Source organism: Rhizobium sp. SRI_017 (assembly GCF_057586295.1).
In genome coordinates, this window is sequence record NZ_JBYCZP010000002.1 from 546,753 (window position 1) to 572,216 (window position 25,464).

Consider the following 25,464-nt stretch of genomic DNA (forward strand, 5'->3'; position numbering starts at 1 on the left):
GGAATTTTGTACAATGAGTGATTTGCCTCTCGCCGATCTCGAAGCTTTCGCCAGCGTCGCAGCGGAACGCAGCTATCGTGGGGCGGCGACGATGCGTGGCGTTTCCGCCTCGTCGCTCAGCGAAGCCGTCCGGCGGCTCGAAGCCAAGCTGGGAACGCGGCTTCTCAATCGGACCACGAGAAGCGTGACGCCGACGGATGCGGGGCAAAGGCTGCTCGACCGGCTGTCGCCGATGCTTTCGGATCTCGCGGGGGCACTCGATGAGGTGAAGAGTTCGGATACGGCGCCGGCGGGACGACTAAGGATAAATGTGCCGACGATCGTGGCGCGACTCTTCATGCCAGACATCGTCGTCCCCTTCATGAAGGCCTATCCCGGCATCATCCTGGAGATCGCGGCGCATGACACGTTCATTGATGTCTTCGCGGCGGGTTTCGATGCCGGCATCCGCTACGACGAGAGCCTCGACCTCGACATGATCGCGATTCCGTTCGGACCGCGAAGCCAACGGTTCTGTGCCGCAGCGTCACCCGACTATCTCGCCCGGCGCGGCGCGCCCGACCATCCAAGCGATCTGATGAGCCACAATTGCATTCGCCACCGTTTCGAAAGCGGCCGGCTGAACAGCTGGGAATTCGAGCGCGGCGGGGAGGTCATCCGGGTGAACCCGCCGGAGAGCCTGGTGGCGAATGCCATGGAGCTTGAACTCGCGGCCGCCCGCGGTGGCCTCGGCATCGTGGCGACATTCGAGGATTTCGTCAGGCCCTATCTCGAAAACCGTGAACTGGTCGAGGTCTTGCCGGATTGGCAACAGCCGTTCTCCGGACCGTTTCTCTACTATCCAAGTCGGCGCCACATGCCGACGCCGCTTAGAGCCTTCGTCGATTTCGTAAAGCAGAGAGCCGTGTGACGGGGGACGCCGCCTGACGCCTGAGGGTTGGCCGGCGGCTGCGCCGCAATGCTTAACCCTTGTAAAGGCTCAGGATGTTGTCAGGTTGGCTGTTGGCGATCGCCAGTGCCGAGACGCCGAGATTCTGCTGGGTCGTGAGCGCCTTGAGCCGCGCCGACTCCGAGTTCATATCGGCATCGACAAGGCGACCCACGCCGCGGTCGATCGTATCGCGAAGATCCGCGACGAAGTCTTCTTGACGCCCGATCCGGGCGCCGGCGGTGCCGAGCACGGTGGCCGTCGTCGTCATGTCCATCAGCATCGCATCGGTGACCGACAGCATTTCCTCGATCGCTTGATCGGTCGTGGCGCTCGAAATGCCGATCTCCACCTGCGGCAGGGTGGGGGCGCCGTTGGGTACAGAGGTCGTGCCGGAGCCCTGGATCATGATGTAGCCCGTGGTGAGGCCGAGATCAGCAGCATAGGCGTCGGAGGTCAGGATGCCATATTCGCCGTGGGTCTGGTTGGAATCATCGACCAAGGCATTAATGATCTGCTTGTCCGAGAAGCTGGAGGCCTGGCGTTCGTAACGCAGTGTTTCGACGCCGAAGACATCACTGTTGCGCGACACGGAGGCGACGATCTCGATCGGCTCCTTCAGCCAGGGTTGATCGTTCTCGGCGTGCTTGAGCCAGTTGATGCCGTTGAAGCTGGACCCATCGGCGATCGTTTTGAGCTGTGCTTTGAGTTCGGTGATTTCGGAATTGACTTTGTCGCGGTCGACGCCAGGTTCGCGTGCTGCGACCAGCCGGGACTTGATCTTGTCGGTGACCTCGATGGCGGCCTTGATCCCGGACGTTGCGCTATCGACCATCGCGGCTCCCAGACCCAGGGCATCCTCGACCGCGGAAAGCGAGCGATTGTCAGTTCGCATCGTGGTCGCAATCGACCAGTAGGCGGCATTGTCGGAAGAGGTCGAGATCCTTTGGCCGCTTGAGGCGCGTGTCTGGCTGTTGCGGAGGTCGTCGTTCAACGTTCGCAGATGAGCGATCGCGGATAGGGCTGATGTATTGGTAATGAGACTCGTCATGAAATGAGACCCGGAAAATAATCGCGCTATTGAGGCATGTCCGATGGTAAAATGCCGGCTCGGGAATTCATGCGGCAGCCAATTTCGGACAAGAGAAATGGTAAAAATTCATGGTTAATCGCGCGTTAATGGGGTAGTGCAACGATTAACACCGAGGCAGACGGTCGAATGCCGAGCATTCTCGCGGATGGTTGCCGCTTGACAGCGGGCGACTGAAGGAGCATAACGCCACGAACCGTACCGTACGGTACTGAGGACGTCGCCATGCTGCATACGCTTGAAACGCCGGGACCTGAAAGCTTTTCGCCGCGCCAGAACGCTGTGCTCGAAGAGGCTCTTCGACTGCTTGTTTCCGGTGGCGAGAAAGCGCTGACGACGGCGGGCGTTGCACGTGCAGCCAATTGTTCGAAAGAGAGCCTGTACAAGTGGTTCGGCGACCGTGACGGGCTGATGGAGGCGATGATCGCCTATCAGGCCTCGAAGGTGCGGACGGGCGACGGTGCTCAGACCAACCTCACGCGCCAGGGGTTGGAAAAGCTGCTCAACGATTTCGCCACCGGGTTGCTCGATGTGCTATCGGGCGACGTGTCGCTTGCGCTCAACCGGCTTGCCATCGGGCAGGCGAGCCGCGAATCGTCCCAACTCGGCGAGATGCTGTTGGAGCGCGGCCGGCGCCAGATCGGTCGTCGTGCCACCGCGCTTCTGATCTCGGCCAAACGGGCGGGTCTCATCGCGTTTGACGATGCCAATGAAGCCTACGAGACTCTATACGGGCTGATTGTGCGGGATCTGCATGTTCGCATGATGCTCGGCGAGGATTTTTCTGCGACCAGAAAGGAATTCGGCCGGCGGGCGGAGAGGGCGGTGAACGCCTTCCTGACGCTCTACGGCACGGGGAAGGGTGTGGCGGCCTGATCGCCATTTCAAGAAAAGACAGCACCAGGGAAGGACCAGAATATGCGCGTCTATTACGATCGTGATGCCGATCTCAATCTCATCAAAGCGAAGAACGTGGTCATCGTCGGCTATGGCTCGCAGGGCCGGGCGCATGCGCTGAACCTCAAGGACTCGGGCGCCGCCAATGTGGCGATCGCGCTCAAGGCCGGCTCGCCGACCATCAAGAAGGCCGAAGCCGACGGCTTCAAGGTCATGACCGTCGCCGATGCCGCCAAGTGGGGCGACCTCTTGATGATGGCGACGCCGGACGAGCTCCAGGCCGACATCTACAAGGCCGAGATCGCGCCGAACCTGCGCGATGGTGCAGCGATCGCTTTTGCCCATGGCCTCAACATCCATTTCGGTCTCATCGAGCCGAAGAGCTCGGTCGATATCGTCATGATCGCACCGAAGGGCCCGGGCCATACCGTGCGCGGCGAATACCAGAAGGGCGGCGGCGTGCCGTGCCTGGTTGCCGTTCACCAGAACGCTTCCGGCAACGCGCTTGAGCTCGCACTTTCTTACGCCTGCGGCGTTGGCGGCGGCCGTTCCGGCATCATCGAGACGAATTTCCGCGAAGAGTGCGAAACCGACCTGTTCGGCGAGCAGGTCGTCCTGTGCGGCGGCCTCGTCGAACTGATCCGTGCCGGTTTCGAAACGCTGACCGAAGCCGGCTATGCGCCGGAAATGGCTTATTTCGAATGCCTGCACGAAGTGAAGCTGATCGTCGACCTGATCTATGAAGGCGGCATCGCCAACATGAACTACTCGATCTCGAACACCGCGGAGTGGGGCGAATATGTCTCAGGCCCGCGCATCATCACTGCCGAGACCAAGGCCGAGATGAAGCGCGTTCTGAAGGACATCCAGACCGGCAAGTTCACCTCTGATTGGATGCAGGAATACCGCGCCGGCGCATCGCGCTTCAAGGGTATCCGTCGCATGAACGACAGCCATCAGATCGAGGAAGTTGGCGCCAAGCTCCGCGGCATGATGCCGTGGATCGGCAAGAACAAGCTGGTCGACAAGGCCGTCAACTAAGCTTCAGCGATCGAAATGTGAGCGGGCGGGGAAAGAAACTTCCCCGCCCTTTTCCTTGATTAGTGCGAAATCAACCGGCGAGTCTGCCGGCGTTCTTGGGCTCGAAGCCTCGTTCCGCTACCCGGTTTCGTCCCCTCGCCTTGGCGTCGTAGAGTGCGCTGTCGGCGGTTGCCAGGAGGCGCTGGGACTCGGCGCGCAGCACCTGACCCTGGCCGGTGGCGATCCCGGTGCTGACCGTGACCCGGCGGAGTGGGCTGCCGGAATGCGGCATGCCGCATTCAGCAAGTCGGGCGGCGAACAGCTCCGCCACGACCCTGGCGCCCGCTGCATCCGTAACGGGCAGAAGCACGACGAATTCTTCGCCGCCATAGCGGGCGACCGTGTCGGCCGGGCGCTTGACGCAATCGACGAGGCAGCGGCTCACCTGCCGCAGGCATTCGTCGCCGGCGGGATGACCATAGGTGTCGTTATAGGCCTTGAACCAGTCGATATCGATCATCAACACGCTGAGTGGCGTGCCTTCGCGGGCGCTGCGGCCCGCCTCCCGCGTGAAGGCCTCATCGAAGCCACGGCGGTTCATGACGCCCGTCAGGCCATCCGTGTCGGCAAGATTCTTGAGTTGTTCCGCAGCGATCCGGAGCGCTGCCTCGGCGTGTTTGTTGGCGGTGATGTCGGAAACGACGACCATGGCAGTGCCGTCCTCCGCAAGCCGGGTGCGGATGCTGCGCCAGTCGCCGTTATAGAGTTCGACTTCTTCGTCCTTGTTGCGATGAAGCGTGGCAGCCAATGCTGCGATCAGTTCCTCCGTCACGACATCCGGACGGTTGGCGCGCTCGTCGACTTCCAGGCTCCGGCGGATGATGTCACTGATATGCGCGCCGGGCACGCGAACATCTCTCGATAGCGGAAAGGCCTCGCGATACTGTTCGTTGCAGAAGACGAGCCGGCCGTGCTTGTCGAACATGGCAAAACCATCCGACATGCCAGCCATGGCATGAGCCAGAAGGTTCTTGCTCTCGCGGAGTTCGTTTTCGAGTTCGGTACGCTCGGTGATGTCACGGGTAACGCCAGCGAGTCCTATGACGCGGCCCTCGTGGTCGAGCAGCGGCACTTTCGATGCGAGCAGGAACCGATCCTGAAGCCGCTCGAAAGAGTCGATAATCGGTTTGCCCGTCCGCATCATCTCCTGTTCGGCCAGGAACAGCTGCTCTGCCTGCGGTCTGGGCATGACGTCGAAATCAGAGAGCCCCACAAGACCGGCAGAGGAGATGGCACGGTGGAGTGTCGCCATGTTGGCGTTGACGGCGAGGAACCGGCTGTCGCGGTCCTTGACGTAGAGGAAATCGGGTGACTGCGCGAACGCGCTTTCCAGGATGCTTCGCTCAAGCTGAATGCGACGGGTCATGAGAAGAGTAAGGCCGCCGAGAACAGCGCCGGCGCAATTGAGCACCACCAGTTCGAGCCCTCCGAGCGTCAGAAGGTGGACGGCGGCAAGTGCTGGAAGCGCCATCATTGCAGCGACGAGGACGATCGCGAGGCCAAGAGTGAGAAGGAAGAGGTCAGAAAAGCGGGGCTGGCGATCGCGAGTAATCGCGTTGATCGCAAGCCCAAGAGCCAAGACCATCCCGACGGCGGCAATGCCATCGGCCATCGCCGCGCCTCCGACCCAAATACGGAAGGCTATCGCGAATGCCCCCGCGATCGTGGCAGCGACCGGCCCACCGAACATGGCTGCAAGCGCCAGCGGTGCGTGGCGTAGATCGATGAAGACGCCTGGGCTCACCTCGAAGGCCAGCATGATCGACCCCACGGAGGTCAAACCTGTCGCCAGGCCAAAAGCGACGCGCGTGTAACCGGTCAATTGTCGTGAAAACCAAACCGACAAATGCGCCCACATAGCAATCGCCAAGCCGACAAAGGCGACGTTGCCTGCGAACTCATTCCATACGCCGCTCATCGCTCTCTATCAGCCCCCGGGTGGTTGACCCCTATCTATGCAGGCAAGAAGTTTTGCTTTGCTTAAATTGGCGGCAGTTGGTCGAAATAATTCGCTAATTCGTCTTTGGGCGCCGTGGTGCAACATCGTTGTCACCCGGATCTGTCCACGCGTTGAAACACAACGCGAATAGAAGTTCCGGGCGGGACGTCGTGTCTGCAGTTGGAACGCGCATGGCCGGGGCTGTCAGTTGGGACGGCATGGCTATGCGCGGATGTCTTTGAGAGGTGCCCGATGGCGCCGGGAAAGGATGAAGACTATGCCGCTTGCCAATCATCTGCCCACAATCTCCACCATTGCATCGCTGCTTTTCGCGCTCGGGGCATCGAACGCTCTTGCGCAGACGGCGCTGGACGACAAGGCAAGCAAGGAAAGGCTGGCCGGCGAGATCGCCGAAGCAGTGACCGCCTGCGACAAGGGTGCATCGGTACCGCTTGATTTTTCGGCCAAGGCGGCGCCGGTACAATTCACGGAACTCTATCCCGAAGATTTCGACATGACGAAGGCTCGGGTGCTTCAGGCGCAGTGCCAGGCCGCATGGGTCGGCGCGCCGAAAGAAAGGCGGATGGAGCTGCAGTGGATTCGCGTGACGATGATGATCAATGCGGACAGCATTCATCTCCTCGCCTCGCAACTCCGCAAACTGGCCGGCCAAGGCAGCGCCGAGGCGCAGTATCTCATCTATCGCCTGTACATACTGACCAATGGCAAGCCGGCGTCGGCGCCGCTGAATATGATCTCGCAGCAGGAGGCGCGCAAAGAATTGCTCAAGGCCGCCGAGCAAGGCCATATCGAGGCCTTGAGAGAATTGATGATGCTCTATCGCGGAAGTGACATGTTCAGGCGCGACCTCAAGATGTCGGTGCTCTATGCACGCCGGGCCGAGGGTGCGCCGCCGCAGGGGCCGGCATCATCGCCCTATGAAGACTTCGTTCGCGCAGACGCGCCACACGTCATCGCCACCACGACTCTTGAAGAGGAGGGCTTCCCAGCCACCGAGCAGCGTGCTGCCTTCCGGTATCTGCAGGCCGATATGGATTCCGGCGGGAAGACAGCGTCCTCCTCGATCATTGCAGTCGCCGAAGCGATGAGGATCGGCCGTGGTACCCGCAAGGATCTCGCGCGCGCTCGGGAGTTGCTGGAGCAACATGCGGAGCGCTACGCGGGTGTAAGGCCTCTGCTTGCCGAGATGCTTGTGAGCGGAGAGGGTGGCGCCGAGGATACGAAGCGTGCGCTCGAGCTCTTGCGCGATCCAGGTCTCAAGTTCCATCCGCGAGCGCTGAAGGTAAAGGCGGATATCCTGCTGTCGGACAAACCCGGTGGCCGCCGGCCACAGGAAGCCATCGCGACGCTCGCCGCAGCTTGGGATGTCCCCAACTACATCAGGCTTGCCGGGTTATTGGTGGATTACCATCGTCGGCTCGACAACGCCGACATGATCACCGGCGCGCTTGCCAAAGCCGCGGCGGAGGGGAACACCCGGGCGGCCCTCGCGCTCGTCAAGCTGAAGCTCTCCGACAATTCCCAGTTTGCCGATGAGGACGGTGCGCGTACCCTTCTCAAACCGCTCGCCGATGTCGAAGATCAAGAGGCGCGTTGGCTTTATGCCTCGACACAATATCGAAATCTCGGCAGCACGAGCTACCGGCCGATGCGCCGCGAGGAGGGGCTGAGTGATGCGGAACTGATGGCCATCATCGACAAGGGTATCCGGCAGGAGGAGCCTGAAGCCTTCCTGCTCAAGGCCAAGTTTCTGCGCGCGGGTATTCTGTATCCACAGGACGACCGCGCGGCCTCCGACATGCTCAAGCAGGCGGCGCGGGGCGACAATATCGAGGCTTTGCTGCTGCTCGGCGACGCCTATGACGACGGGCTCGGTATCACCAAGGACAAGAAGCGGCGGCTCGATGCCTGGCGGCGCGCGGCGGAACTAGGCTCGATCAAGGCGAAGTCGAAGATTGCCCGCGCCTTCACCTTTGACACATTCGACCGGCTGATGACGCTGGAGGAGGGGGTCACCTGGCGAATCGCGCTCTATAACAATGGCTATGGCCGATCCTTTGACGGGATGGGCCTCGGCGCTGCCGATCTCGGGGCGCAGATGGATCTCGATGTCTTTTCCGGCCGTGCGATGGAGGCGGGAACGGAGGCAGTCGCCGAGGCTATCATGAATGGCTTCCGGGAGGCGCCGGCCGGTCTCGAGGACAACAACCTCGTGACGATGGGCAAGGCTTTTCCGCAGGAGATCAAGGTTGCGATCGAACGGCGGCTCGCCCGCGACGGCTTCTATCGCGGCTCGCCTGAGGGCTACTGGGGGCCGGAGGCTCGCAAGGCGCTCGCGGATTGGGTTGAGGCGAAGGGCTACGATACGACTTCGACCGATACCTCCGCGGCGGAGGAAGAGCCGGCGGCCGTGGAAGCGGGTGAACTGATCTCGAAGGACAGCATAGGCCGGAAGTGGGACCGGATCAGAAGCGAGTTCCAGGCCGCAAAGAACGACAGACAGAAACGGGCCGCGCTCGCCAAAGTCAACTTGCTCGCCCAGTACGGCAATATCGATGCGCGCTGGGCGCTGTTGCCAAACTATCATCAGGCGGCCATGGTGCGCCGGGTCGTCAGCGCGGCCGAGATCACCCGCTACGGGCTTGATCTGATGCTGACCAAGCCGCCGGGCGCGGAAAAAATCGAATTCGAGTTCATTTTCAACACGACGCAGATCTACCAGGACGGCAAGGCGCGGGAGTTCGGCCAGTCGGTCATCGCGGCGATCCGTGACGACAAGCGGCTGCAGGATCCGCTCGCGCTCGGCGGCGTGCTGAAGCAGTTCATCTTCGCGCCCGGTGCCTGCGATGCCGTGCTGGCCTCGGCCAAGCGGGCGGGCGTCGATGGCCTGGGTAAAGACGGCTGCGACGAGGCCACGCTTTCGGCCCTCGTCGCCTTCGCCAAGACCAAGGGACCAGCCGGTATCGATGAGCGCAATAAGAAAGCGGCAGCCGAGGCGCTGAAGGACATTTGATGAAGCAAGGTCGGGTGCTGGAGCCCCAGGCAAGCCACGCCTCGTCCATGGCGGAAATTTAGGTCAGCATTGTTGACGCTTATAGGTTTCCATGGTCAGATGCCTCAATAACAAAACCGAGGAAACGTCATGGATTGGGAACAGGTCTTCGCCACGCGTGCGAGCCGGATGAAAGCGTCGGAAATCCGCGAACTCTTGAAGCTGCTCGAGCAGCCCGACATCATTTCCTTTGCCGGCGGTATTCCCGATGCAGCGCTGTTTCCCAAGCAAGCCGTCGCCGAGGCCTATGCCAAGGTGTTGGGTGGCGAGCAAGCCTCAGTCGGCCTGCAGTATTCGGTCAGCGAGGGCTACAAGCCGCTGCGCGAATGGATCGTTGGCCAGATGAAGATACTCGGCATCGAGTGCAAGGCGGAAAATGTCCTGATTACATCGGGTTCGCAGCAGGTGCTCGACTATCTCGGCAAGATATTCCTGTCGCCGAAGGATACGGCGCTGGTGACTTGGCCGACCTATCTCGGCGCAATCGGCGCGTTCAACGCCTATGAACCGACCTATGACCGGCTGACGCCGATGTCCAACCGCGATGTCGACTCTTATCGGGATGCGGCGGTCAAGGCAGGCGGGCGCGTGAAGTTTGCCTATTGCGTGCCAGAATTCTCCAATCCGACCGGCGAGACGATGCCGCTTTCCGCACGCGAATGGCTGCTCGACCTTGCCGAACAGCTCGATATCGCCGTGATCGAAGACGCGGCCTACCAGTCACTGCGTTATGATGGTGAGACTGTCCCGCCGATCCTGGCGCTCGACATCGCCCGCAACGGCGGAGATATCGACAAGACCCGCACGCTGTATTGCGGTTCCTTCTCCAAGACGCTCGCGCCCGGCCTGCGCGTCGGCTGGGTCGTCGCGGCGGAGTCGGTGATCCGCAAGCTTGTCCTGGTCAAGCAGGCGGCCGACCTGCATTCCTCGACGATCAACCAGATGGTGATTGGCGAGGTCGCGGGAAATGTGTTCGGGCCGCAAGTGGAGCTTGTCCGTGCCACCTATTCGGCTCGCCGCGACCGCATGCTCGCAGCGCTGGAGAGGGTGATGCCCGCGGGTGTCGAATGGTCCAAACCGGAAGGCGGAATGTTTGTCTGGCTGACCTTGCCCAAGGGGATGGATGGTGCAGACCTGCTCGCCCGTGCGATCCGCGACTATCGCATCGCCTTCGTGCCCGGCAAGGCGTTCCACGCCGATGGCAGCGGCGATAACACCTTGCGCCTCTCCTTCTCCTGCGCATCTTTCGAGATGATCGACGAGGGCATGTCGCGCCTCGGCGAACTCGTGCGGCGGGAAATGGTCAAGTCGGCAGCCTGATACCGCCGCGTTGCCGGCCTCAAATCAGACTTTGCGTCCTGCGCTGCGGCGGAGCGCGCGGATCGTGTCCATCGTGTCTGATAGCGTCTGGCTGATCGGAATCTCCGGTCGCCAGCCGAGCTCAGCCCGTGCCCGCGCGTTGCTGGCATGGAACTGTTTGCCCAACATCGCCTCTACGAATTCAGGGGTGACGGTGAGGGGACTGTCGAAAAGTCTGGAATTCAGCCAGTCGAGATAGGGCAGCAGCGGCCCTGTGAAATCGGGCATGGTCATCGGCGCCGCCGGCACCCTGCGATCCAAGGCATGCATCATGCGGGTCAGTTCGCGCAAACTCGGAAAGCTGTCGCCGCAAAGCAGGAAGCGGCCACTGACGTCCTTTTCTGCCGCCAGGATATGACCGCGGACGACGTCCCTGACATCGATGATCGGAAAGTTCATCCGTGGCGCGCCGAAACGCAGCGTGCCGCGCATGATGCCCTCGATGAGATCGGTGCTCGGCGTTCCACGGGTGAAGCCGGGACCGCAGATTGCCCCCGGGAGCACGGTAACGAGATTGACGGAATATTTCTCGGCGAGTTCCCGGGCGCGCCGCTCAGCCGTTGTCTTGGCCCGGAAGTAGGGCACGGACAAGTCGGTCTGCCAATCCGCTTCCGTCGCCGGCGGTTCCGATGGCCGCCTTAGGGGAACGGTTACCAACGACGATGTCAATACGACTTTGGCGACCTGTCGTGCCGCTGCACGAATGGCGGCATCCGCGCCCTGCAAGCTGTCCGCGACAATGTCTTCGTCTGTTGTTCGTGTGCCGGGACAATAAGCGTAGGTGGCTGCGACGTGAAAGAGGATGTCGATCTGATCGCAGAGCACCCGGAAGCGGTCGGCGTCGCGTATGTCAAGTTCCACCACTTCAACATCGGGTAGGGCGGCAAGTGACTTGTTACGCTCGGTCTCCCCAAGGGAGCGAACCGTCGCCCGGACGCTGTATCCCTTCTCGGCAAGGACGCGTACGAGATTTCTGCCAATGTGGCCATTCGCTCCTGTGACAAGAGCCTTCATGATCGATGCCCTGATTACCGTCTCCGCCAGCGGTCGAGGCATTGAAGTGAAAAAGACGTTACAAGTCAAACAATCCGCGGTTTAAGTCTTACTATATTTCTTTTCGGCCTCCTATCATAATACAGATGTGTGAGTTGCTTAAATTTACTTTTGGTTGAAAAATAAAACCCGCGAGCGGTGGCTCACGGGTTTGATCGACTAAACTTATTGGCGTAATGCCGGTTTCCCGTGCCGCGCCGAGTTTACCGGTCTAACGACCGTTCGAGCACTGGCTCGTCAGGACCTTGCAGTTATAGGAATAGCCTGCGCAGGTGTTCATAGCCTTGTTTTCAGCGGCCTGGATGTTGACGCCCCAATCGGCACCCCATCCATTGTCGCCACCAACGGCGAGCGCGGCGCAGGAATTCACGAAAGAATAAGCGACCTTGCAGTCCGACGCGCCCTGGGTCTGGAAGCAGACCTGAAGGGCAGCACCTTCGGCTTCGCTTTGTGAATTATAGTTCTTGGCCCAGCCACTGGCACCGGTGTTTTGCGAAAAGGCAAAGGCACCATAAAAATCCGCCGCTGATGCTGCGACAGGAACCGTCAGCAGCGCTACGCCAAGGACGGCAGTCGCGATTTTGTTGAGTGTTTTCATCTTAGTCCCCCTCGTTGGAAGATGTTGGCCTCACCTGTCTTTACGAATAATGTTTTGGGAATATTCGCGAGTCCAGCACTTTTTTTTGATCGCACCCATGATCTGCGGAAAATTTGGGCGGCCATCATCATATTACTGTCATCGCTCAAGAAACGGAACGGACAGCGGCCATGGCCGAACAAGATATCCTTCAATATTTGCGCCCCTTGCCGGCAAGAGTTTGCCAGTCGCTCCACAAGGCATGCAAGACGGAATGGCGTCGACGAAGCGCCGTGATATAGGTTCGCCCACGGCTAAGGCGGGAGACTTGCATGGCGGTACGCATAGGAACGTTCAACATCGAAAACCTGCTGACGCGTTTCGATTTCACGGGCTTCCGCAATCAGCTGCGCGGCGACCGCGTGCTGAGACTCTACCAGATTGCTACCGCGGCCGATTATCAGCGCCTGGAGGAGGCACGAATAATCTCGCTGACCGACGACACGCGTCAGTTGACCGGGCAGGCTATAGCAGCGGCCGATGCGGACATCCTGTGCCTGCAGGAAGTGGAGAGTCTCGAGGCTTTGCAGGCCTTCGAGTTCGGTTATCTCTACCGAATGATGGGGGAGGGGTATCGCAACAAGTACCTTGTCGAGGGCAATGATTCGCGCGGCATCGATGTCGCGATCATGATGAAGGAGACGACGCGGGACGGCGAGCCGATCGAATTTGTCGGCGTCCGCAGCCATGCCGGGGTGACCTTCGATTCGATGGGGCTATTCGAACCGAACCTGTCGGCGACGGAAAAACCGCAGGACCGGATTTTCCGTCGAGACTGCCTGGAGGTCGACGTGAAGGTCGGCGGACGCCCGCTCACGATCTATGCCGTGCACCTCAAATCCATGAATTCGCCGCGCGACCAGGGCGACGGGAGGATCGCGACCATGCCGCTCCGGACGGCCGAGGCGCGGGCGGTCCGCAAGATCATAGAACAACGGTTCGGCGCTGGTGCCGCCGCGGCCGAAAAGAACTTCATCATCTGCGGGGACATGAACGACTACCAGGAACGCCTGGTCATTTCCGGGTCGCCGCGGCTCGGCCTCCAGTTCGCGCCGGTGGCGGAAACCCAATCGGCGCTGAACGTCTTTTCGTCCGATGGCTTTGCCGAAAATATCGTGCGGCGGCGCGATCCCGACGATCGCTGGACGCTCTATCATGCCCAGGGCATGGAGGTGCGGCATCTCTGCCAGCTGGACTATATCTGGCTTTCGCCGGCGCTCTCCCGCGCCAACCCCGACGCCGTACCCGACATCGTCCGCAAAGGGCAGCCCTATCGCACACCGTTTCCGCCGGGGCAGGAGGTCGATCGCTTTCCACGCACCGGGTGGGACCGGCCGAAGGCGTCCGACCATTGCCCCGTCGTCGTGGAGCTCAGCATCCCATGACGGCCGCGATGCTTACCGATGCCGGCTTCCCGCGAGAAGGCAGGGTCTTCGACGTGTCGTCCTTCCGTCTCGCGGTGGCGGATGGGCCGCATCCCTGGGTGCTGGCGAACGAGGCGGCGATCGAGGCGAACTGGCAGCGGGAAGTCGCGGCCAATCCCCGCCTGTTCAATGGCCGGATGGTGTTCCAGCGCGTGCTTTCCTTCGAGGCCGGCCATATCGAGGGGCGCGCGCATATGGTGCCCTTTGCCGCCTTCCTGCACTGGCGGCGCACGGGGCGCGGGCAGGGCGGACATCATCTCTTCGCCGTACCGATGATCGTCTCCGCCGATGGCGCCGTCATGGCGATCCGCATGGCCGAGACGACGGCCAATCCCGGACGGGTCTATTCGCCCGCGGGATCGCTCGATGCCCATGACGTTAAGGACGGCTTCTGCGATCTGGACAGCAATATGCAGCGTGAGACGAAGGAAGAAACGGGATTGGATCTCGGCGAGATGGACGTCGACCCGATATGCCGTGCCGTCCATGTGGGCAACAGCATCGCCGTATTCCGCGTCTTCCGGAGCGCGCTGTCCGAGGCTGAGGTCGGTGCGCGGGTGATGGAGCATATTGCCACCGATCCGGAGCCGGAGATTTCCGCGCTCATCGGCATCCGCTCGCCGGATCCTAAGGCACACGACTACGCGCCGTTCATGCTGCCGGCGCTCGAGTGGATTTTCAAGGAAGGGATGAAGTGAATGGCGCGCGATTACGCGATCTATGACGTATTCACCGGCGAAAAGCTTGCCGGCAATCCGCTGGCGGTGGTGTTCGACGCCGAAGGCCTCTCCGACAGCAGGATGCAGGCGATCGCCGGTGAGTTCAATCTCTCTGAGACGGTCTTCGTCGGTCCGCCAGAGAATCCGGCGCATTCGGCGAGCCTGCGTATTTTCACGCCGGGCAAGGAATTGCCCTTTGCCGGGCACCCGACCGTCGGCGCTGCGGTCGCGCTGGCCGAGCGCCAGCATGGCGAGGGCGACTACGATCTCGTGAGCATGCTCGAGGAGAAAGTCGGCCCGGTGCGCTGCGCCGTCCGCCTGCGCAAGGGTGAGGCCAACTTTGCCGAATTCGACCTGCCGCGAACATCCGAGCGCGTGGACGTCAAGCTCGACGCACAGACCGTGGCCGATGCGCTCTGCATCAGTGCCGCCGATATCGGCTTCGAGAATCATCGGCTTTCGGCATGGAATGCCGGCGTCGCCTATGTGATGGTGCCAGTGCGGGACCTTCATGTCGCGGCGAGCATCCGCTTCGACCCGCAGCGCTGGTCCGCATCACCGCTCGGCACGACGAGCGCCTATGTCTATTGCCGCGGCGGAGTCGACCATCGGGCGAGTTTCCACGCTCGCATGTTCGCCCCGGATCTCGGTATTGCCGAGGATCCGGCTACCGGCTCGGCCGTGGCGGCGATGAGCGGCGCGATCCACCATTTCGATACGTTGGGCTCCGGCCACCATGCGCTGACGATCGAGCAGGGGGTCGAAATGGGCCGGCCATCGATCATTCATCTCCATATCGAATCCGGTGGCAAAGCCGTGCAGCACGCCCGGATCGGGGGGCAGGCGGTAAAGATCGCCGAAGGCCGGATTTTGCTTTGATTTGACGGCGTTAGCCGCATTCCTTGGGAGAAATGCCGCGACGCAAACTTTTTCGGCAGGCGGGGGTTGCCAAGCCCCGCCATCCCGGCTATACGCCCCGCCAACGGCAAACAAATGCCGCGCGGCGGGTGATTAGCTCAGTTGGTAGAGCAGCTGACTCTTAATCAGCGGGTCGTAGGTTCGAACCCTACATCACCCACCATTCAGTCTTCCAAAACCTAGGTGATATTGGGTCTGTCGAAATAGCTCCGACATTTCCGTGGCTTACCGCTGTGCCGTCCTGTGGAGACGCGGAATTCGTCTCTGTTCGCCGCCAAATCTCCTCGATGACGGGAGAGAGTCTCCCTCGGGCTAATTCCGTGACCAGCCGTTTTCCAGCTGATGTTGGTAGGCATTCGATGGAAGCGAAACGGCCGGCATACGCCGGCCATCTTCAGGCGGACCTTATCCAAACATTTATGCCGGGAGCAGGGCATCTTGGTCGCTCCAAAGGATCGGCAGATCGGTGCCACGAGTCGGGGTGCGCAATGTAAGATCTGGCGAATGACGACCAGTCAGGATCGCCTCAGTCAGCTTGGGCGAGAGGAAGGCGAGGGGTAGGATCCGGCTGATGTCGGAGGCATCCATCTTCATGGCGTCAGCGACCGAAGCGATCGATTGAGCGGACCCGTCCGTAAGCATCCGCAGGGCATAATGAGCCTTGGCGATACCCTCTACCAAGGTCTGATCAGGTGCTTGGTTGGCAGTTGCGGGATCATCGAGAACGATCTTCATTTCAACGCCGCGACGCTTGATCGCAACCGGTCGTTCGAGCGTGACAAGTGATGTCGGTCCATCAAGCTTGGCCTCGGCGAAGACCTCCTGATCCGTGATCGTGGACCGCTCGCCACCACCGCGGTGATTGCGTTGCGTGTCGTTCGATATGATGTTCAAGAATTGCCGTGCATCCACATCGTATCGGATGCGGTCGGAAGCCAGGGTGACACGCTTTATAGCCGCCGTGATGATTGAGGAGGCGAAGTTGCCCGCATCGCTAGCGATGACGCGCTGCCGAAGGATCGCAGCATTCTCAAGCAAGTGAGGCAGGGTGACCTCCAGGGAATATTCTTGAGTCCACGTAGCGAGTTGCGGATGGTTGTTCAGAAGCTGGAGGAGCTGTGCTTCGACAGCAGCCTCGATGGTCGGCGCCGCCACGCGCCAGACAGCAGCGCCTTTTGCTGCGGCAAGCCGGGTATCCGTGACATAGTAGCGGTAACGCTTTCCATGGTTCTGCGTATGAACTGGCGTGAGTCAGTTTCCGTGCTCATCGAAGATGCGACCCGTTAGCAGATGGGGACTGTCATGCATCGTTGCGCCCTTTCGACTTGCCGCCTGTGCCGCCAGCAGTTGCTGTACCGCTGCGAATACGTCTGGCTCGATGATCGATGTGTGCTCACCATCGTGCAGCTCACCCTTATGCCGGATTTTGCCGATGTAGACTGGGTTGGAGAGCATATGATAGATTTTGCCGCGGCTGTGGGGATAGCGAGGTACCGTTGGAGCGTCTGCGACATTGGGATCGACATTCTCTCTGACCTGTTCCTCGTTCAGTTCGAGCACCAGGGCAGGGACCGACCGCAGTGCCAGATAGCGATCAAAAATGCCTTGGACGGCGGCTGCGTTCTTGTCGTCGATGACCAGCTTGCGGTCGTGCGCCCGATAGCCATAGGGCACGACACCTCCCATCCACATGCCTTTCTTTTTCGACGCTGCCACCTTGTCCCGAATGCGTTCGGCGGTGACCTCTCGTTCGAACTGAGCGAAGGAGAGGAGTACGTTGAGCGTCAATCGTCCCATCGACGTCGTGGTGTTGAACTGCTGGGTGACCGAGACGAAAGAAACCGCGTGTCCGTCGAAGATCTCCACCAGTTTGGCAAAGTCCATCAGCGATCGGGTGAGCCGGTCGATCTTGTAGACGACGATGACGTCGATCCTGCCCGCGCGGATGTGGTGGAGCAGGCGCTGGATCCCAGGACGTTCCAAAGTACCGCCTGATATTCCGCCGTCGTCATAGTGCTCGGGAACCAGCCGCCAGCCGAGGCTGGCTTGCGAGGCGATGTAGGCCTCGCAGGCTTCGCGTTGTGCGTCGAGCGAGTTGAAGGCCTGGTCGAGACCCTCTTCGCTGGATTTGCGGGTGTAAACCGCGCAGCGGAGTTTCCTTATCTCGCTCATAGTCCAAAGAACCTCGGCCCAGACCATTTGGCGCCAGTGATCCTGAAGGCAATGGCGGTCAGTGATCGATAGGTTTTGCCGTCCATCACAAAGCCGCCGTCAACCACCTCCACGACATAGCGACGTCCGTTCCACTCACGGATGAGGCGGGCGCCGGGCAGCGGCTGTAGACGTGGACCGGCCCGACGTCCTCCTGCAATAGCTGGCTTGCCGTCTCTATCAGTCCGCATCCTGCCGACCGATGAGTCTACGACCTCGTCTGCATCAACGCTGAATCCTGTCAGTGACGTTTCGAGCTGCTTCAAGGCAACTTTGAGCGTTCGTTTGGCATTCGGCGAGAGGCCGCCAAGTCGTCGTTCTTGGAGGTGCCACGCTGCCGATCGAACGAGGAGCGGTTGTCGGACGCCAAACGGGGGAGGGCAACCGTACTGTTTGATCCAGAGGTCGACAAGCTCAGGTCGAGGCAGGCCATCGAGAGCGGCGACCTTATGTTGGATACTCGGGCGGGCCACAATCAGGCCTCCTGGGTCGCATCAGCTTGTTCGACCGCCGCTGCGCCGCTGAATGAGCCGAAGGCCGGCAGATCAATCGGCAGAGCCGGCTCTACCGATGCCGCAGCCTCGCCGATCGTGTATCGCCGGACACCATCGCCTGTGATGACGCTGACCAGGTTCAAACCAAGCTTCTTTCGTACAGTACCCGACAAAAAGCCACGCACGGAGTGCGCTTGCCAGCCGGTGGCCGCGGAGATTTCCGAGAGGGACGCGCCGAGGGCTCGCCGCAGAAGATTCAGTACTAAGTCTGATTTTGTCGCCGGACGTACACCAACTGCCGCAATACTCGGTTCTGTACTTGGAGCGGTGGTGGTCTCCAATGGCATGGATGTGATCTGAGCCATCCGTCGGCGCCCCGTCCGATTTGCAGAAGGTTCTCCACCAGAATTTGCGGAGGAATCGATAGCCATATGGAGGGTGCGGGTGGAGGGGAAGTTATCGTCATTCTCAGTGATCATCACCTTAGACTCCGTTGTACAGGGCACTGGCCAATCCAGTCCGTGTACTGACGGAAGCCCGGGTTGCGGGCGTGATGACACCACTTGCTTCCTTCAGCGCGGAAGTCCAGCGGTCAGTGCCAGTATGGCAAACTTTGAATGCGAGCTGCCGAGGTTCCATGCGGAACGAGACCCAATCGATCTTCGGCTGCCTTGCGCCCTCACAAGTCAGCCGTTCATCCCGCCGGACAGCCTTCCCAAAATCAGACATAGTCATCAAAGCTCGACGATCCGATACGGGCTTGCCTCAGCACCGCACGTCGCTGATGCGCCGATAGTGTTGAAGAACTCCGAGTCTGACATTTTGGTGTCTGGTAGTTGAAACGGAATTGCTCGAACCCAAGGCATTCCGCTCAACCGCGCAAATCAGTTTCGGAGAATGGCCGATGGCGAATTTTCATTCCCAAGGCAGGCGGCGCAAATTGCCTTCGCCAGCATTTCTAGGAGTTTTTCAACACTACCCGCCAACAGGATACATCGGGCCGTGGGGGCCAACACTATTTCCGCTGTTTATGCCGGAAAGCATCGACGAATGCCGAGAAGGCAGGCGATGGATTGCGTCGGCTCGGATAGTAGAGATGGTAGCCCTGGAAGGTCGGGCACCAGTCCGAAAGCACCTGCCGCAGCCGCCCACGCTCGACATGCTGCAAGACGAGGTCCGTGGGCACGTAGGCAAGACCGATACCGTCCAATGCAGCGTCTATCGCGGGTGCGATATTGCTCAAGGTGAGCTGGCCCTCCACCCGCACGCTGAACTCACGGCCGTCCCTCTCGAACTCCCAAGCATAAAGCCCCCCGGACGTTGGAAGCCGAAGGTTGACGCAGTTATGGCCCGTTAGGTCCTGCGGGATTGACGGTGGCCCATGTCGATCCAGATAGTCGGGCGAGGCCACGACGGAATATGACACGTCGGGTCCTATGCGCACCGCCACCATATCTCGGGCAACGGCCTCGCCAAGACGGACGCCAGCGTCGAACTGCCGCTCGACAATGTTGGTGAAGCCATTGTCGACGATAATCTCCACCGTTACGTCTGGGAAGTCCCGCAGGAATGCCGAAAGTCGACGGCGGAACACGAGCTCGACCGCATCGTCGGGGCAGACCACCCGTACGTCGCCGGACGGCTTGTCGCGCAATGCGCTAATCGCGTTGATCCCTGCGGCAATGCTCTCGAAATGCGGCTGGATGCTCGCCATGAGACGTTCGCCGGCCGCCGTGGGGGCGACATCCCGGGTGGTGCGGGAAAGAAGCTGAACACCGAGGCGCTCCTCCAGCGCGCTGACCGTGTGACTGAGCGCCGAGCGTGTGAGACCGAGCTTGGCGGCGGCACGGGTGAAGCTCCGTTCCCTGGCCACTTCCAGGAAAGCCCTCATCTCGGTGAACTCGTCGCGCCGCATTGTTGAATCTCCTTCACCTCGACATGCAGATTATGCCTTCTAGTCTGTCTAACCCCGTTTGGCTATCTGTTGCGTCAACTGCAAAGGAGAGCACGGAATGGCCAGTGAGATGACAGCGAATGACATAATCTCGACGGAAGCCGGAGAAACGCCATGGGCGGCCGTGACCTGCCTGTCGCTCTTGACCTTCCTGCTGGTTGGATTGGAGTTCCTACCAGTTAGTCTCCTGACCCCGATCGCCCGAGACCTCTCGGTATCGGAAGGACAGGCTGGGTTGGCGATTACCATCTCAGGCATCTTCGCAGTCATCGCCAGCCTCTTCGGCAACGGCTTTCTGTCAAAATGGGGCAGGAAGGCAGTCGTGCTGCTCTATACCGGGGTTCTGGCGCTCTCCAGTCTGGCGGTGGCCCTCGCTCCCAACTTCGCCGTCTTTCTCGCGGGTCGGGCACTTGTCGGTGTCGCGATTGGTGGATTCTGGTCGCTGTCGACGGCCATCCTCTCACGTTTGGCTTCGAACTCTGACCTGCCAAAGGCCATCGCTCTGCTCCAGGGCGGCACCGCGCTCGCCATCGTCATCGCAGCGCCTCTCGGCAGCTTTCTCGGTGGGCTGATCGGCTGGCGCGGCACCTTCCTGATCACGGTTCCGATCGCTCTCGTCGCCCTGACCTGGCAATTTGCCGCCCTGCCGAAGATGCCTGCGACGGAAACGGTCTCGGTCGGCCGGATGTTGCGCCTCTTGCGCAACCGCGCCTTCCTGATCGGCATGGCGGCAACGGGTCTCGTGTTCATGGGGATGAACGCGCTTTCGATCTATCTGCGTCCGTTTCTCGAAGGTGTCACCGGGGTGGAACTCAACGCGCTCTCGCTGATGCTTCTGGGTGTCGGGCTCGGTGGTTTGGCCGGGACCTCCTTGATCGGTTTCGTCCTGCGCCGACACCTGACCGCCGCGCTGATCGGCTTGCCGGGCACGGTCGCTCTGATCGCTCTCCTGCTGATCGGCTTTGGGTCTTCACCGTGGGCCACTGCGATCCTCCTCGTGCTCTGGGGATTTTTCTCGACCCCGACCCCGGTGGCCTGGAACACCTGGATGGCGAGGCTGGTCCCCGATGAACTGGAAGCGGCGGGCGGCATCCAGGTCGCACTGATCCAGTTGGCCATTGCGGGCGGGGCATTCGCAGGCGGCGTTCTTTTCGACATCGCAGGCTGGTGGAGCGCTTTCCTTCTGGCCGCCCTCCTTCTTGCTGGCTCCGCCGCATTCGGAGCGCTCGCTGGCCGCCGCGTTTGACCTCTCAACAATCTCGAACAGGAGAACATCATGTCTCAAGGCATAGAAAACAAAGTCGTCGTCATCACTGGCGCGAGCAGCGGACTAGGAGAAGCCACGGCACGCCATCTCGCCGAGCGAGGTGCCACAGTGGTGCTCGGTGCCCGGCGGCGTGACCGTATCGATGCGCTGGCCGAGGAACTCGCCGCAAACACGCCGCAACCGGTTTAACGGGAGCCGCAATCGTGACGACTGCATCCAAGCGTTTCACCCGGAGGAATATCACAGGTGGAGCCCTGGCGGCCGCGGCTTCTCCCTTTGCGGTACGTGGGCAGGACGGCCGCGATCCGGCCAGCCAGGAGCCGACCGACGTCAAGATCAGAATGACCTTCAACGACCTGTCGCTCGTAGCCACGCTCTATAACAATCCGTCAGCGCGCGACTTCGCTTCGATGCTCCCTCTGGACCTCAGGATCGAGGACTTCGGTGGGAACGAAAAAATCGTCCATCTGCCGCGCAAGCTAACGGAGAACGGTAGCGGTCCGTTCGGAAACGAGCGGCCCGGCGACCTCTGCTACTTCAAACCATGGGGCAATCTCGCCCTGTTCTACGACGACTTCCGCTGGGACGGGCTGATCCGTCTCGGCCGTTTCGACGGGGACTTCGAGCCTCTGCTGGTTCGCGGCGCGTACCCCGTGCGCATCGAGAGGATTTGAATTATCCACGACACCATCCGAAGAGAACTAACCGCATGAAAAACTTCAAGATCGCACTTATGGCAATGACGCTATTCACATCCTCTCCGGCGTTCGCTGAAGACAGCACATCTGAGATAACAGGAACGTGGCGCATGTCGTCGCTGCAGGTCACCGACGCGGGTGGCAGGCAGACGGAAGTACCCTATTCCGGCCAGGTCATCTTCTCCAAGGGCAGAACTCCCTCCGTCCAGGCGATGAACCCGGACGCTGCCGCAGCGCCGCCCCCCCAACACGGCAAATGGCTACGAGGCGTATTCCCGGTGTGACGACGACCGGACCTATGAGCCTATACGGATCCCCGCGATCCTGCGCTGGCCGGTGATCGTGAGCATCGCCCTTTGCGTCATCTTCGCTGCCACCCACTGTCTGGGCTGAGGGGCTGAAAGATGAGGCCAGGCATTCGGAAAAATGCGGTTGACAAAGGCTCATGTGGCTCTCCTGTAATCGGGCCGGGTCCAGCGACGGATTATGCCTTCGCCCCGAACTCCTGCGCGGTGATCGCGTTGGCGTAGAAGGGGGCGATCTCGGCCACGAAGTCGTCCTGCTGCTTGCGGGTATAGCCTGCCGACGCGTCGTAGATGACGATGGTGTGGTAGCCGAGGTCATGCGCGTTGCGCATCGAAGACTCGACGCACTGTCGCAGTGAAAACCCCGACAGGTAGATCTCATCGACGCGGTTGTTGCGCAGATAGCAGTCGAGCGTGGTTCCGACGAAGACGCTGCTGCCGCCGGCGCGTTCGCAAACGACATGTTCGCCGGCCGCCGGCTCGAAGCCGGGGAAGAAATCGGCCTGCTCACCGAGGAACGAGCCATAGTCGCGGATCATCTTGCGCAGGCCATATTTTGCCTCGCCCAGCACCTTGAAGGTCGGCTCGAACTTCAGCGAGGCGTGGATCACATGCATGCCGCGACGGCGGGCCTCTTCGAGAATGATCTTCGAATTGGCGACAGCAGTGTCGACCTACTCGCGGTCCTGGAACGACGGATAGATGCCACCGGTCGGCGAGAGCCAGTCGTTGACATATTCGATCAGGATCAGGGCGCTCCTGGATGCGTCAGTCAAAATATAACTCCTTGGGATTTTGGTTGTTAAGCGGCGATCTTCGCGCCTTGCTGGCGCAGGTAGTCGCGAAACAGGTCGGGATAGGTGTCGATCACGGCGTTCTTGACGCTGGATCGCTCGGCAAGTGCCGCGCGCCACGCCGTCACACGTGGCAGGCCAACAAAGATCGGGTCCGCCACTTCCGGATCGATGATCCCGAAATAGCGGAACAGCGGTGCGTAGACCGCATCGATCAGGCCAAAAGCCGCCCCGGCGAAATACGGGCCGTCGCCCAGTTCCGCCTCGATCTTGCTCAGCCGATCACGGAAGGCGGCCCGCTTGGCATCGGCGGTCGCCATGTCCTTGGCGTGGAGGAACCGCCAGCCCTCCGTAAAGGTCTGGGTGGCGAATTCGATCCAGGCGCGATGCCGGGCACGCAACAATGCATCGTCGGGATACATCGCCGCGCCACCCTGCGTCTCGTTCAGATATTCGCAGATAACCACGCTTTCGAAGAGGATCGCCTCCGCACCGTTCAGCTGGCGCACCTTCAGCACCGGCACCTTGCCAGTCGGCGACAGGGCTATAAACCAGTTAGGCTTGACCGACAGGTCGATGTTGACGCGCTCGAACGGAACGCCTTTTTCCAGAAGCACGATCGCGGCGCGCTGAACGAACGGGCACAGCGGATGGCTGATGAGAGTAAGATCGGTGTCGGTCATGACGGTTTCTCCGATGGAGCCGGATGCAGCATCAGAGCGACTGACCACCCGAGACATCGAAGGTCGTACCGTTGGCCCAACCCATATCGTCGGACAGGATGGCTGCGACCGCGCCGCCGATGTCGTCGGGCTGACCGACGCGGCCTAGCGCGATCTTGCTCGCGACGAAGGCATGAGCCTGTTCGTCATCGCGGACCCTACCACCGCCGAAATCGGTGGCGATGGCACCGGGCGCGATGGCGTTGACGCGGATCTGTCGCGCGCCGAGCTCCAGCGCCATGAACCGGGTCAGCGTCTCGAGCCCCGCCTTGGCCGCCGCATAAAGGCCGAAGCTGGCCATCGACGTGCGCGTGAAGCCCGACGAGACGTTGAGGATGCGTCCGCCATCGGCGAGAACCGGCAGCAATGCCTGCGTCAGGAACACCGGTCCGCGCAGGTGCATGTCGATCATCATATCGAACTGTTCCTCGCTTGCGTCAGCGACCTGCACGTGGACGACCGCACCGGCGTTGTTGACCAGATAGTCGAACCGGTCGCTGCCGAAGCGGCTCCGGAGCGTCTCGGCGAAGGATGCGGCGAAGGCCGGAAAACTCGCCACCTTGGTGACGTCGAGCGCGAGCATCGCCGCTGTGCCGCCCAGCGCCTCGATCTCGCTTACCAGCGCATCGGCTTCCGCCGCGCCCTGGCGATAGGTGCCGACGATGCCGACGCCGCGACGGGCGAGGTGCAGCGCCATGCTGCGACCGAGGCCGCGGCTGGTGCCAGTAATAAGTGCGATCTTCTGAGTCATTGCTACATTCCTTGTGATTCTGATTATCGGTCGGCACGCCGCTGAGGCGTCGCATTTCGCTGCCACTCAGATAGGCGACTGCTGTGTCCGGCGCCCCGCCTAATGCTCTCAATTGCTTGCCTAATTATCTCAAGCGCTTTGCAGATGGGAAAAATGGTGTCATACTCCATGGCATGACCGACAACCTACAGCCGCATCGCGATATCGCGCTCCGCCACGGGCGGACCGGAATGACCCTGACGCCGATCCCGCGCCTGGAAATCGGCGTAGGACAAACGACCTCGGGAACGTCACCGTGTCTCTACCGCTCTATGATCTGCTTCATTCTGCAGGGATCGAAAGAGGTGGCCATCCACGACGACCTCCTGCGCTACGACGCGTCTCAATATCTGGTCAGCGCACTCGATCTGCCTTTGAGCGGCCAGATCCATGACGCTGACGACGGCAGTCCTTATGTGGCGATTTCGTTAGTCCTCGATCCGGCACTTCTCGCCGAGGTCGCATCGACGATGCCGGCGGTGCGCGACGCGGAGGCGCCAGGCAGCGGCATCGCGATCAACCCGATGACGCCGCCGCTGCGCGACACGCTGCTGCGACTGCTGGCGTTGCTCGACACGCCTGCAGACATCCCGGCGCTCGCGCCGATGGCCGAACGCGAATTGCTTTATCGTCTCCTGCAGGGCCCGCAGGGGCGACTGTTGCGCCACATCGCCCGCCCGGAAGGCGCGATCGGCGGCATCCGCCGCGCGGTCGAATGGATTCGCGACCGCGGTAATGCGCGGCTGCGGATCGAGGCTCTGTGCGAAGCTGCTGGCATGAGTCGTGCGAGCCTGCATCGCCACTTTCTCGCGCTGACTGGATTGAGCCCGATCCAGTATCAGAAGCAGATACGCCTTCAGGAGGCGCGCCAGTTGCTGCTCGCCGGCGACCATAGTGCCTCCGACGTCGCCTATGCGGTCGGCTATGAGAGCGCCTCTCAGTTCAGCCGCGAATATCTGCGGCAATTCGGGGCTCCGCCCGTCCGCGACGTGCGCAGGCTTAGGCAGTCGATCAGCGACCATACGATCAGTTAGATGGCCTCGTTGTTATTGGGCACAGGCTGTCGAGCGAATTTGGCGTTGTTCGCGCCATGGCTAGCTAAAACTGGGGTT

At 61.1% G+C, this 25,464-nt stretch carries 23 protein-coding genes, 1 tRNA gene and 2 pseudogenes; 14 read left to right on the forward strand and 12 right to left on the reverse strand.

The features are described 5' to 3' along the window. The first annotated feature begins 13 nt into the window (after nt 1-13). Nucleotides 14-910: a LysR family transcriptional regulator gene (locus AC2YI2_RS07440; RefSeq protein ID WP_487385800.1), complete on the forward strand. Its 897-nt coding sequence runs from the start codon at nt 14-16 to the stop codon at nt 908-910. Between the two features lie 52 nt (nt 911-962). On the opposite strand, the gene AC2YI2_RS07445 is transcribed toward AC2YI2_RS07440, so the two are convergent. Next, nucleotides 963-1,979: a flagellin N-terminal helical domain-containing protein gene (locus tag AC2YI2_RS07445; RefSeq protein WP_487385801.1), complete on the reverse strand. Its 1,017-nt coding sequence runs from the start codon at nt 1,977-1,979 to the stop codon at nt 963-965. A 264-nt stretch (nt 1,980-2,243) separates the two neighbouring features. On the opposite strand from AC2YI2_RS07445, the gene AC2YI2_RS07450 reads away from it, so the two are divergent. Together AC2YI2_RS07450 and ilvC are read left to right on the forward strand one after the other, a co-directional pair. Further along, complete coding sequence (locus AC2YI2_RS07450) at nt 2,244-2,894, forward strand: TetR/AcrR family transcriptional regulator C-terminal domain-containing protein (RefSeq protein WP_487385802.1); 651 nt, start codon at nt 2,244-2,246, stop codon at nt 2,892-2,894. 42 nt (nt 2,895-2,936) lie between these two features. After that, nucleotides 2,937-3,956, forward strand: a complete 1,020-nt coding sequence (ilvC, locus tag AC2YI2_RS07455; RefSeq protein WP_487385803.1) for a ketol-acid reductoisomerase — start codon at nt 2,937-2,939, stop codon at nt 3,954-3,956. A 70-nt stretch (nt 3,957-4,026) separates the two neighbouring features. Here ilvC and AC2YI2_RS07460 read toward each other — a convergent pair whose 3' ends face one another. Continuing rightward, nucleotides 4,027-5,913, reverse strand: coding sequence for a diguanylate cyclase (locus AC2YI2_RS07460; protein ID WP_487385804.1), 1,887 nt, complete (start codon nt 5,911-5,913; stop codon nt 4,027-4,029). A 298-nt stretch (nt 5,914-6,211) separates the two neighbouring features. Here AC2YI2_RS07460 and AC2YI2_RS07465 point away from each other — a divergent pair, with 298 nt between their 5' ends. Next, nucleotides 6,212-8,968 carry a tetratricopeptide repeat protein gene (locus AC2YI2_RS07465; RefSeq protein WP_487385805.1) on the forward strand — a complete coding sequence of 919 codons (2,757 nt, stop codon included), beginning with the start codon at nt 6,212-6,214 and terminating at the stop codon, nt 8,966-8,968. Nucleotides 8,969-9,097: 129 nt separating this feature from the next. Then, on the forward strand, nt 9,098-10,327 hold the full coding sequence (locus AC2YI2_RS07470) for an aminotransferase-like domain-containing protein (protein ID WP_487385806.1): 1,230 nt from the start codon (nt 9,098-9,100) through the stop codon (nt 10,325-10,327). A gap of 24 nt (nt 10,328-10,351) precedes the next feature. On the opposite strand, the gene AC2YI2_RS07475 is transcribed toward AC2YI2_RS07470, so the two are convergent. Both AC2YI2_RS07475 and AC2YI2_RS07480 read right to left on the reverse strand, forming a co-directional pair. Next, nucleotides 10,352-11,380, reverse strand: coding sequence for an NAD-dependent epimerase/dehydratase family protein (locus AC2YI2_RS07475; RefSeq protein WP_487385807.1), 1,029 nt, complete (start codon nt 11,378-11,380; stop codon nt 10,352-10,354). Between the two features lie 250 nt (nt 11,381-11,630). Next, nucleotides 11,631-12,017, reverse strand: a complete 387-nt coding sequence (locus AC2YI2_RS07480; RefSeq protein WP_487385808.1) for a DUF4189 domain-containing protein — start codon at nt 12,015-12,017, stop codon at nt 11,631-11,633. Nucleotides 12,018-12,328: 311 nt separating this feature from the next. On the opposite strand from AC2YI2_RS07480, the gene AC2YI2_RS07485 reads away from it, so the two are divergent. The 4 genes from AC2YI2_RS07485 (at nt 12,329) to AC2YI2_RS07500 (ending at nt 15,280) form a co-directional block, all read left to right on the forward strand. Continuing rightward, nucleotides 12,329-13,441, forward strand: a complete 1,113-nt coding sequence (locus AC2YI2_RS07485; protein ID WP_487385809.1) for an endonuclease/exonuclease/phosphatase family protein — start codon at nt 12,329-12,331, stop codon at nt 13,439-13,441. Continuing rightward, on the forward strand, nt 13,438-14,178 hold the full coding sequence (locus AC2YI2_RS07490) for an NUDIX hydrolase (protein ID WP_487385810.1): 741 nt from the start codon (nt 13,438-13,440) through the stop codon (nt 14,176-14,178). The genes AC2YI2_RS07485 and AC2YI2_RS07490 overlap by 4 nt, the downstream gene beginning before the upstream one ends. Continuing rightward, a complete protein-coding gene (locus AC2YI2_RS07495; RefSeq protein WP_487385811.1) occupies nt 14,179-15,078 on the forward strand; it encodes a PhzF family phenazine biosynthesis protein in 900 nt (299 codons plus the stop codon). A 126-nt stretch (nt 15,079-15,204) separates the two neighbouring features. Next, a tRNA-Lys gene (locus AC2YI2_RS07500) sits at nt 15,205-15,280 on the forward strand. 254 nt (nt 15,281-15,534) lie between these two features. Here AC2YI2_RS07500 and AC2YI2_RS07505 read toward each other — a convergent pair. From AC2YI2_RS07505 to AC2YI2_RS07525, 5 genes are all read right to left on the reverse strand, one after another. Continuing rightward, complete coding sequence (locus AC2YI2_RS07505) at nt 15,535-16,272, reverse strand: hypothetical protein (RefSeq protein ID WP_487385812.1); 738 nt, start codon at nt 16,270-16,272, stop codon at nt 15,535-15,537. Between the two features lie 96 nt (nt 16,273-16,368). After that, on the reverse strand, nt 16,369-17,289 hold the full coding sequence (locus AC2YI2_RS07510) for a recombinase family protein (protein ID WP_487385813.1): 921 nt from the start codon (nt 17,287-17,289) through the stop codon (nt 16,369-16,371). After that, nucleotides 17,286-17,801: a DUF2924 domain-containing protein gene (locus tag AC2YI2_RS07515; protein WP_487385814.1), complete on the reverse strand. Its 516-nt coding sequence runs from the start codon at nt 17,799-17,801 to the stop codon at nt 17,286-17,288. The genes AC2YI2_RS07510 and AC2YI2_RS07515 overlap by 4 nt, the downstream gene beginning before the upstream one ends. Nucleotides 17,802-17,803: 2 nt before the next feature. Next, entirely contained in the window at nt 17,804-18,301 is a 498-nt protein-coding gene (locus tag AC2YI2_RS07520; protein WP_487385815.1) for a DUF3489 domain-containing protein, read from the reverse strand. Between the two features lie 536 nt (nt 18,302-18,837). Then, complete coding sequence (locus AC2YI2_RS07525; RefSeq protein WP_487385816.1) at nt 18,838-19,737, reverse strand: LysR family transcriptional regulator; 900 nt, start codon at nt 19,735-19,737, stop codon at nt 18,838-18,840. A 97-nt stretch (nt 19,738-19,834) separates the two neighbouring features. Between AC2YI2_RS07525 and AC2YI2_RS07530 the strand changes: the two genes are divergently transcribed. From AC2YI2_RS07530 to AC2YI2_RS07545, 4 genes and pseudogenes are all read left to right on the forward strand, one after another. Next, entirely contained in the window at nt 19,835-21,022 is a 1,188-nt protein-coding gene (locus tag AC2YI2_RS07530) for an MFS transporter (RefSeq protein ID WP_487385817.1), read from the forward strand. Nucleotides 21,023-21,052: 30 nt separating this feature from the next. Beyond that, nucleotides 21,053-21,211, forward strand: a pseudogene (locus AC2YI2_RS07535) (SDR family NAD(P)-dependent oxidoreductase); the annotation flags it as partial. 35 nt (nt 21,212-21,246) lie between these two features. After that, nucleotides 21,247-21,717 (forward strand): cyclophilin-like fold protein, encoded by a 471-nt coding sequence (locus AC2YI2_RS07540; protein WP_487385818.1) that lies wholly within the window; start codon nt 21,247-21,249, stop codon nt 21,715-21,717. A 35-nt stretch (nt 21,718-21,752) separates the two neighbouring features. Continuing rightward, entirely contained in the window at nt 21,753-22,025 is a 273-nt protein-coding gene (locus tag AC2YI2_RS07545) for a hypothetical protein (protein ID WP_487385819.1), read from the forward strand. A gap of 200 nt (nt 22,026-22,225) precedes the next feature. Here AC2YI2_RS07545 and AC2YI2_RS07550 read toward each other — a convergent pair. The 3 genes and pseudogenes from AC2YI2_RS07550 to AC2YI2_RS07560 form a co-directional block, all read right to left on the reverse strand. After that, nucleotides 22,226-22,822: pseudogene (locus AC2YI2_RS07550) on the reverse strand (cysteine hydrolase family protein). A 26-nt stretch (nt 22,823-22,848) separates the two neighbouring features. Then, nucleotides 22,849-23,523 (reverse strand): glutathione S-transferase family protein, encoded by a 675-nt coding sequence (locus AC2YI2_RS07555; RefSeq protein WP_487385820.1) that lies wholly within the window; start codon nt 23,521-23,523, stop codon nt 22,849-22,851. A gap of 31 nt (nt 23,524-23,554) precedes the next feature. After that, the gene (locus tag AC2YI2_RS07560; RefSeq protein WP_487385821.1) at nt 23,555-24,313 is read right to left on the reverse strand and encodes an SDR family NAD(P)-dependent oxidoreductase; all 759 of its coding nucleotides are present in this window, start codon (nt 24,311-24,313) and stop codon (nt 23,555-23,557) included. A gap of 173 nt (nt 24,314-24,486) precedes the next feature. Between AC2YI2_RS07560 and AC2YI2_RS07565 the strand changes: the two genes are divergently transcribed. Beyond that, on the forward strand, nt 24,487-25,386 hold the full coding sequence (locus tag AC2YI2_RS07565) for an AraC family transcriptional regulator (protein WP_487385873.1): 900 nt from the start codon (nt 24,487-24,489) through the stop codon (nt 25,384-25,386). Nucleotides 25,387-25,464: the final 78 nt, after the last annotated feature.